The 6314-nt window shown below is 63.8% G+C and carries 7 protein-coding genes and 1 pseudogene; 6 read left to right on the top strand and 2 right to left on the bottom strand.

All coding sequences use genetic code 11. The annotated features are described in order from the left end of the window. The 4 genes and pseudogenes from MFF34_RS23870 to MFF34_RS23855 all read left to right on the top strand — a co-directional run. Window positions 1-196 (top strand): annotated as a pseudogene (locus MFF34_RS23870) (hypothetical protein); the annotation flags it as partial. 10 nt (window positions 197-206) lie between these two features. Continuing rightward, window positions 207-959 (top strand): SDR family NAD(P)-dependent oxidoreductase, encoded by a 753-nt coding sequence (locus MFF34_RS23865; protein WP_238216805.1) that lies wholly within the window; start codon window positions 207-209, stop codon window positions 957-959. A 51-nt stretch (window positions 960-1010) separates the two neighbouring features. Further along, a complete protein-coding gene (locus MFF34_RS23860; protein WP_238216803.1) occupies window positions 1011-1970 on the top strand; it encodes a PDR/VanB family oxidoreductase in 960 nt (319 codons plus the stop codon). A gap of 11 nt (window positions 1971-1981) precedes the next feature. Further along, window positions 1982-2479 carry a flavin reductase gene (locus MFF34_RS23855; protein WP_027595331.1) on the top strand — a complete coding sequence of 166 codons (498 nt, stop codon included), beginning with the start codon at window positions 1982-1984 and terminating at the stop codon, window positions 2477-2479. 131 nt (window positions 2480-2610) lie between these two features. On the opposite strand, the gene MFF34_RS23850 is transcribed toward MFF34_RS23855, so the two are convergent. After that, entirely contained in the window at window positions 2611-3090 is a 480-nt protein-coding gene (locus MFF34_RS23850; RefSeq protein ID WP_186682548.1) for a MarR family winged helix-turn-helix transcriptional regulator, read from the bottom strand. 174 nt (window positions 3091-3264) lie between these two features. Between MFF34_RS23850 and MFF34_RS23845 the strand changes: the two genes are divergently transcribed. Then, entirely contained in the window at window positions 3265-4389 is a 1125-nt protein-coding gene (locus MFF34_RS23845; RefSeq protein ID WP_238216801.1) for an amidase, read from the top strand. A gap of 13 nt (window positions 4390-4402) precedes the next feature. Next, entirely contained in the window at window positions 4403-4915 is a 513-nt protein-coding gene (locus tag MFF34_RS23840) for a nuclear transport factor 2 family protein (protein ID WP_238216799.1), read from the top strand. A gap of 41 nt (window positions 4916-4956) precedes the next feature. On the opposite strand, the gene MFF34_RS23835 is transcribed toward MFF34_RS23840, so the two are convergent. Further along, on the bottom strand, window positions 4957-6276 hold the full coding sequence (locus MFF34_RS23835) for an alginate export family protein (RefSeq protein WP_238216797.1): 1320 nt from the start codon (window positions 6274-6276) through the stop codon (window positions 4957-4959). Between the last annotated feature and the right edge of the window lie 38 nt (window positions 6277-6314).

Raw genomic sequence — 6314 nt, 5'->3', positions numbered from 1 at the left:
GGGCGACGACGGCGTCAACGTGACCGTGCGCTGCGCACAGAACGTGCGCGAGTTCCGCAAAGAGAGCCTCAAGCACTACAGCGCCGACCTGACCTACACCCTGGTACGGGCGCAAGGCAGCTTCAAGATCCACCGCAAGGTGATCAGCCTGATCAACAGTGACGATACCCTCGCCGGTATCGGCTACATCCTGTGAGGAACCGACCATGAACCAAGTCGCATTGGTAACCGGCGCCGGCCAGGGCTTGGGCCAGCGCTTCTGCGCGCAACTGCTTGCCGCAGGCTTTGACGTGGTGGTCTCGGACCGTGACCTGGCGCTCGCTCAGGCCAGCGCCGAACAACTGCAGCAAGCCCGGCAAGGGCAGGGCGGCCGTACCCTGGCGGTCAAGCTCGATGTCGCCAGCAAGGTCGATTTCGAGCAGGCGCTGGCCCAGGTGCTGGAGCACTTTGGCGCACTGCACGTGGTGGTCAACAACGCTGCGGTGACCAAGACCACGCCGCTGATGCAGATCAGCCCAGAAGAGTTCGACGCCGTGGTTGGCTTGAACCTGCGCAGCGTGTTCCTCGGTTGCCAGGTGTTCGGCGCGTACCTGGCCGAGGCCGGTTACGGGCGGATCATCAACATGGCCTCGCTGGCCGGGCAGAACGGCGGCACCGCGACCGGCGCGCATTACGCGGCGAGCAAGGGCGCGATCGTCACCCTGACCAAGATCTTCGCCAAGGAGTTCGCTGCCCGTGGCGTCACGGTCAACGCCATCGCCCCCGGCCCGATCGATTCGCCGGCGGTGCATGCCGCGGTGCCTGCCGAGCGCCTGCCAGGGCTACTGGCGAACATCCCGGTGCAGCGCCTGGGGGACGCCGGTTTTCTGGGCGACCTGATCGTGCAACTGGCGCGGCCCGAAGCCTACTTCACCACCGGGGCGACCTGGGACGTGAACGGCGGCCTGTTCATGCGTTGATTTTTTTTGCGGGGCGCTGCGCGCCTCCTGTCGTTACACGGGACACCGGCCATGAATGAACAATTGTTGAACGTAGTCGTGCGCAAGCGCGAGATCCAAGGGGCCGACGTGGTCGTCCTCGACCTGGGGCGCGCTGATGGCGCGGCGTTGCCGGCCTTCGAGGCGGGCGCGCATGTCGATATCCACGTCGCGCCCGGCGTGGTGCGCCAGTATTCGCTGTGCAGTGACCCGGCCGATGCTTCGGTGTATCGCTTGGGCGTGCTGAAAGACCCAGCTTCACGCGGCGGCTCGGTGGGCGTGCACGAGACCTTGCTGGAAGGGCGCGAGCTGCAGATCAGTGCGCCGCGCAACCTGTTCCCGCTGGCGCCGCAGGCCAGCCGTTCGATCCTGCTGGGCGGTGGTATCGGCATCACGCCGATGATCGCCATGGCCCACGCCCTGCACCAGCAGGGCGCGGATTTCGAACTGCATTATTGCGGGCGCTCGCGCAGCCGCAGTGCGTTTCTCGAGGCGCTGGCGGCGGCGCCGTTCGCCGCGCGGGTGGTCACTCACTTCGATGATGAAGACCCGGCACAGCGGCTGAACCTGGAGGCGGTGCTGGGCGCTGCCAGCCAGGGCACCCACCTGTACACCTGCGGCCCGTCCGGCTTCATGGACTGGGTGATTGAGGGCGCGCGTCGGCAGGGTTATGCCGAAGACCACATCCACAAGGAGTACTTCCAGGTCGAGGTCGACGCCAGTGGCCAAGGTTTCGAAGTGGTGGCGGCGCGCAGCAACAAGACCGTGCAGGTGGCCGAGGGGCAGACCATCCTCGAAGCGCTTGCCCAGGTTGGCATCAAGATCGACATTTCTTGCGAGCAGGGCGTCTGCGGGACCTGCATGTGCGAAGTGCTCGAAGGCGAGCCGGACCACCGCGATGTGTACCTGACCGATGAAGAAAAAGCCGCGAACGACCAGATCCTGGTGTGCTGCTCGCGGGCCAAGTCCAACAAGCTGGTGCTGGATATCTGAGGAGCATGACCATGGTAGATGTAAGCCAGTTTCGCAATGCAATGGCGCTGCTCGGTGGCGCCGTATCGGTCATCACCACTGATGGCCCCGCAGGCCGTTTCGGTTTTACCGCGTCGGCGGTGTGCAGCGTGACCGACGCGCCGCCCACGTTGTTGGTGTGCATGAACCGCGCCTCGTATTCCAATGAGCAGTTCAAGGCCAACGGCGCGCTGTGCGTGAACGTGCTGGCCGGTACCCATCAGGAGTTGTCGGGGGCGTTTGCCAACCGCAACCTGAGCACGGAAGAGCGCTTTGCGACCACGCACTGGACTGTGCTGGAGAGTGGCGCGCCAGTGATGCAAGAGGCGCTGGTCAACTTCGACTGCCGCATTGCCCAGGTGCATGAGGTGGGTTCGCACAGCATTTTCTACTGCGAGATCCAGGACATCCGCCATGGTGGGGCGGACGATGGGCTGGTGTATTTCAACCGCGCCTATCACCGGGTATGCGAGGCCTCGAAAGCGTGCTGAGCAGCTTGCGCTGACCCTGTGTAGGAGCAGCCTTGTGCTGCGAAGAGGCCGGTGAGAGCAACCGCGATATGTGCCGTTTGCACTGGCCTCTTCGCAGCACAAGGCTGCTCCTACAGGGAGGGAATTGGGCGTTAAAGTGTTTCGAGGTTATGGAACACCACTTCCAGCATCCGGTTCAGCCGCTGCACCTGCGCTTCGGTCAGCCCCTTGAAACTGCGCTGGAACAGTTCCCGCGTCACGTCCTGCATGCGCTCGATGTTCTGCAGGCCAACTTCGGTGATCCGCACCTGGGTCACGCGCCCATCCTCCGGGCTTGGCGCGGTATCGACCAGGCCGTCGTCCTTCATGCGGTAGACGATCTTGGTGATGGTCGACAGCTTGGCGATGGCGTGGGTGGAGATCTCGGAAATGCTCGATTCACCGTTCTCGTTGAGGATCCACAGCACGCGCCAGCGCGGCACGTCGAGGTCGATCTTCTTGAGCAGACGTTCCATGTTCTGGGTGTAGCGGCCATGCACGCGCGCCAGCCAGTAGAAGGGGAAATCTTCCTTGCGAAATTCATCGCTGGCCGGGTCGTGGTGGCTGTGGCCTGTGTTTTTCGAGTTGCTCATCGATTCACTACTTGTGCGGAAATAGTCGCGACATCATAGACGTTTCCGCGCATTTGGCTACCGTAAAGCGGGCGCATAATACTGGAATGTTCAGTTGACATTTCAAGTAATCGGCACGCATTTTATCGGCTGGGCCAAGGCCCGGCATCCATTCTTGAAGAGGGCTGCACAACAATGACAATCATAGTAGAAACCCTTGATCTGGGCGGCACCGGCCCCCGGGTCGTGGTCAAGGACACCATCGATGTCGCCGGTACTGCGACCCGCGCCAGCAGCCAGGCGTTAGAGGATGCGCCGTTGGCCGAGCGGCATGCCGACGTGGTCAGCCAGTTGCTGGCGGCCGGTGCCCGGCTGACCGGCAAGGTGAGCCTGCACGAACTGGCGTTCGGCACGACCGGCATCAACCGCTATACCGGCACGGCCGCCAACCCGCGCTTTCCGGGGCGCATACCCGGTGGCTCGTCCAGCGGCTCGGCTGCTGCGGTGGCCGCTGGCCTGGCGGATTTCAGCCTGGGCACCGACACCGGTGGCTCGGTGCGTGTCCCGGCCTGTTGCTGTGGCGTGTTCGGCCTCAAGCCGACGTTTGGCCGGGTAAGCCGTAAAGGCGTGATGCCGGCCCGCACCAGCCTCGACTGCGTTGGCCCGTTCGCCGCGAGCCTGCCGATGCTGGTACGCGCCATGAGCATGATCGACCCCAGTTTCGTCCCCGCCCAGGTACCGGCCAAGGCGCGCATCGGCGTATTGCGGGTGACCGCCGAGGCCGCCATCCACAAGGTGGTGCACGGCGCCCTGAGCGCCAGTGGCTTGCCGATGGGCAATGTCGAACTCAAACACTTTGGCGCCGCCTATGACGCCGGCATGGTCGTGATCAACCGCGAAACGTTCGAAGGCTGTGGTCACCTTCTGCAAACCGGCAAGGTCGGCAGCGATATCGCCGGGCGCCTGGCGGCAGCGGGGCAGACCACTGACACGGCGCTGGCCGAGGCGGAGGAAGTGCGTCGACGCTTTACTGAAGAAGTCGACCAGGCCCTGGCCAACTTCGATGTCCTGGCCCTGCCGACCATGCCGGACTTCCCACTGCGCCTGGAGGACGCCGCCGATACCCGCGCGGTGCTGGGCATGACCTCGCTGGTGCGGCCGTTCAACCTGTCGGGGCACCCGGCATTGAGCATTCCGCTGGGCAGCGAGGCCGGTTTGCCGGTCGGCCTGCAACTGGTGGCGGCCAAAGGTGCCGACGAGAAATTGCTGGCAGTGGCCGAGCGCTTGCTGCTGAACCTGTACGCCGGCAACGATCATTGAGGCCACGATTGCGATGACCGATATCCTCGAACTCCAGGCCCGCCTGCGCAGCTTTGAAAACCAGCAGGCCATCCGCGTCTGCATCAACCGCTACATGGCGTTGTGCGACCAACTGGACGCGCAATCCCCGCTCGATGAACTGGCGCAGCTGTTTTGCCATGACGCGGTGTGGGAGGGCAAGGGCGCCAAGTACGCCGAGAGCTTTGGCGGCTACCGCGGGCGCGAAGCGATCCGGGCGATGTTCGCCACCTACATGAAGACCCCGGCGCATTTCGCCTTGAATGTGCACTTTCTGACCAGTGAGGTTATCGAGGTGGCCGGCGAGGAAGGGCTGGGGCGCTGGGTGATGTTGCAGACCAGTACCTTTGCCGACGGCGCCTCGCACCTCAATGCTGCCCGGCTGACCGTGCGCTTTACGCTGGAAGAGGGCCAGTGGCGCATGGCGCATTTCCAGACCGAGAACCTGTTCAGCAGGCCAGTGACGGCGTGGAACAGCGACGCGCCGTTGCCGGTGCCAGAGCGGTAGTCACTGTTGCTGGGGCTGCAAAGCAGCCCCAGATCTTCAGCTCAGAAGGTACTGACGAACACCACCTGGCCATACAGGTTGTCGTGGTTGTTGCCCAACTGCGTCCCCCCTTGCTCCACGCTACGATCCGGCTGATACAACCCCACCAGCGGCACGATCATCAGGTGATCATTGAGGGTCCACTCGGCATAGATATCCAGCTCGCGACCGTCCACATTGCCCAGGCTGCGATCGATGGTGTCGAAATGGAACCCCATCACGCCAAGGTTCAACGTCGGCGTCGGGCTGACCGTCAGGCCGACCTTCTGCACCCGCGCATTGCTGTTGAACGGCCCGGCATAGTTACCGGCCACCTCACCCTGGAACCAGGTACCCAACCCGCGCCCGAGGCCATAGAACAGCGTGTCGTACTGCTCGGAAAAGCGGCTGTAGCGGTAGCTCAGGTTCGGTTGCCAAGGTAGGTCGGCGAAGGTCCAGCCGGCTTCCAGGTACCAGGCGTCCTCGGTGGCGGTATGGGGTTTGTCCTGTTTGGCGTATTCCCCGGACAAAAACAGGTTTTCTACCCCGGCATTGCCCTGGCCACGCAGGCTGTAAGTCTTCATGCCATCGCGTTCCAGTTGCAGCGGGGAGGCGTACTGCTCGTCGACATGGGTAGTGCCGATATAGGTCAGGCCGACGGTGCCGGCGTCCGCCACATGCTCAAGGGTGGCCACGTGCAGTTCGGTGTTGGCCTGGGCGCGGTTGTCTGACTGCAGCCACATCAGGTCGCCGCGCCAACCACTGCTGCCGCCCAGGCGCAGCACGGCGGTCTTGTCGAAGCTCTTGCGAGCGGCGAGGTAGTACGCACCGCCCCGGTTGAACTGACCATCGGCAAGGCCATGGCCGACGTTCAGCGAGTCACCCTGAAGCAGAAACCCATCGCCCACGGCGACCATCTGTTTGCCGAACGACAGGTCGATACCGTCCTCGCCCAGGATCGGCACCAGGTTGCCGGACTTCCAGCCCACGTAGGCATCCTCGATCTTGCTGGTGCGTTCGCTGCCATCGCTGAAGCCGGCAGCATCACCGTCGCCCCAAGTCGCCGAGCTGAGCATGGCGAAGGCGCCGTACAGCGAACCGACGCTGCCCAGGGCCTGGTCGGCGCTCAAGCCATACTTGATGTAGCCTTCCCGCCACGAGGTGGAGCCGGGTTGGTCGCGGGCGATGGCGTAGCTGCGTTCGCTGTGGAATGCACCGAACACGGCTTCCACATTGGCGTTCAGATGGCGTTCGGCATCGCTGTACAGCTCGTGCGCGGACGCACTCAGCGAAGCCCCGGCCAGGAGTGCGGCCAAGGTTAGGCGGAACGGGCGGTGGTGCATGGTCTGGCTTCCTTTGTCATGGTTTTGGCAGAAGTTCC

The organism is Pseudomonas sp. PAGU 2196, assembly GCF_022179005.1.
Lineage (GTDB): Bacteria > Pseudomonadota > Gammaproteobacteria > Pseudomonadales > Pseudomonadaceae > Aquipseudomonas > Aquipseudomonas kermanshahensis.
Note: the sequence above shows the minus strand (reverse complement) of the source record. Positions and strands in the feature narration are given on the sequence as shown.